The sequence below is a fragment of the Thioclava sp. UBA3469 genome (assembly GCF_002378135.1).
Taxonomy (GTDB): domain Bacteria; phylum Pseudomonadota; class Alphaproteobacteria; order Rhodobacterales; family Rhodobacteraceae; genus Thioclava; species Thioclava sediminum.
In genome coordinates this window covers 675-2,535 of the sequence record NZ_DFRG01000075.1, presented here as the reverse complement: position 1 = coordinate 2,535, position 1,861 = coordinate 675, and the positions used below count along the sequence as shown (strand labels likewise).

Genomic DNA, 1,861 nt, shown 5'->3' with positions numbered 1-1,861 from the left:
GATCGCGGCATCGTGGTGGCAGCGGCGCATCGCCATCGCATCGGCGGTGCCGCGCGCGAGCAGAACCTCGTCGCGCGTCATCCGGCGCGAGACCTGCGGCAGGCGCATCGTGTCGGCGGTCATGCCCGAGGGGTCGACCGAATAGCTCACCGTCATATCGGGCGCGTCGGCCATCGTCTTGGTGGCCTCGGCCAGCGCCTTTTTGAAGGGATCCGCGGGGTTGTCGGAAGGCTTGCTCATAGCCTCAGATAAAGCATCGCGCGCGTCCGCCCGCAAGAGCCGATCGCGCGAGACGCGCGCAGCAGATCGGCCCGATTTGAGCAGGGCGGGGGCTGGGAAAGTTCCCGCTGCTGGCGCGCGGCATCCGTTCACCTGTGCACATAACGGGCGGGTTGGATGGGCTCAAACAGGGCTTACGTAGAGTTGAACACGAGACGCACGCCTCCCCCTGTGGCCCGACTTCCCCAATCGAGGGCCCCGTGCGACACACCGGACGACATACCCGAAAGGAGTTCGACATGAGCGAGATTTTGAACATCGGCCTGATCGTCGGCACGACGCGCGAAGGGCGCTTCGCTGACCGCGCACTCGAATGGTTCGAGACCAAGATCGATGCGCGCGACGACATGCGCTACGAGGTTCTGGATCTGCGCGAAGCCGCGCTGCCCTTCTTCGACGAGGTGGCTCCGCCTGCAGCGAAGCCCGTGACCAGCGAGAAGGCGCAGGCTTGGGGCGAAAAGCTCAAGGAATTCGACGGGTTCATCGTGGTGACGGCGGAGTATAACCACTCGATCCCGGCCACGATCAAGAACGCCTTCGACTATGCGTTTGAGGGCTGGCGTCGCAAGCCGCTGGGCACCCTGGGCTATGGTGGCGTGGGCGCTGCCCGCGCGGTCGAGCATCTGCGGCTCGTCGCGATCAATTTCGGCATGGTCCCGGTCGCGGGCGCGGTCAGCATCGGCGGTGCGGATTTCGTGAAAGCCGCGCAAGGCACGCCAATCGCGGAGCTGGGCGATCACCTGGACGGTCCGGCGAAAACGCTGCTCGACGACATGGCGTTCTGGGGTCAGGCCGCGAAGCTGGCCAAGGGCGAGACAGAAAATCGTCAGGCCGCGTGATCCAAACGGATCTGCCACACGTAGTAGTAGAGTAACGAGTTTGCCCGGCCCCCGCGCCGGGCGTTTTTATGCGCGGCTTAGCGCGACCGAAGTTACTGGAACAGCCCCGTGCAGATCATCGGCATCCAATCCGCGTGCAACGTGCTGAGCGGGAAGGCGCGGCGATCCTGCGAGCCCTTCGCGGTCTGGCCGCGCCGCGTCATGACGTAATCGCCATTGAGCAGGTTCACGTCGCAAGTGCCGGTATCCTCGGGATCGATCCGGTCGTAATAGCGGTAGCTGTAGCCCGAGACGACGAAGCCGCCATTGCGCCACGCGATGGAATAGGCGCTTTCCCACGGGGTGCGCCCGATCCCGATCTGTTCGGAATGCAGCTTGAACGCGCTGTCGGAAAGCGACTCGAGCGCAGGCGTCTGCCCGCCCATCTGGCCCGAAAAGACCACCCGTTCGATCGTCATCTCGCGTTTCAGCCCGAAGGTCGGGTCACCAAGATAGATCACCAGATCGGCCGCATCCGCGCCGTTCTGCACCAGCATCGCCGCATCCTGCGTGCCGTCGCCGTTCCAGTCGCCAGTGAGGGCTGCGAAAATCTCGCCATCCTTGGGCGCCTCTTGGGCTGCCGCCGCGAAGGGCAGCAGCGCCGCGAGGAGCGCGCCCCGGATCGCGAGGCGCGAGATCACGAGGCGATCGCGGCCGCCGATTCCGGCAGTTCCTCGTCGAAGAGGCGCTGGTAGAACTCGGCC

Annotated in this window: 2 protein-coding genes and 1 pseudogene; 1 reads left to right on the top strand and 2 read right to left on the bottom strand. The window is 65.2% G+C overall.

The annotated features are described in order from the left end of the window. A pseudogene (locus B3D39_RS06680) lies at positions 1-240 on the bottom strand (cobaltochelatase subunit CobT); the annotation flags it as partial. A gap of 278 nt (positions 241-518) precedes the next feature. Between B3D39_RS06680 and B3D39_RS06675 the strand changes: the two are divergent. Then, a complete protein-coding gene (locus B3D39_RS06675; protein ID WP_274963564.1) occupies positions 519-1,118 on the top strand; it encodes an NADPH-dependent FMN reductase in 600 nt (199 codons plus the stop codon). A 92-nt stretch (positions 1,119-1,210) separates the two neighbouring features. Here B3D39_RS06675 and B3D39_RS06670 read toward each other — a convergent pair whose 3' ends face one another. Beyond that, entirely contained in the window at positions 1,211-1,798 is a 588-nt protein-coding gene (locus B3D39_RS06670) for a hypothetical protein (protein WP_274963565.1), read from the bottom strand. Between the last annotated feature and the right edge of the window lie 63 nt (positions 1,799-1,861).

Bases quoted from the DNA above. Each gene is read 5' to 3' on its own strand.
- B3D39_RS06675 (WP_274963564.1), top strand. From the start codon at position 519: ATGAGCGAGATTTTGAACATCGGCCTGATCGTCGGCACGACGCGCGAA.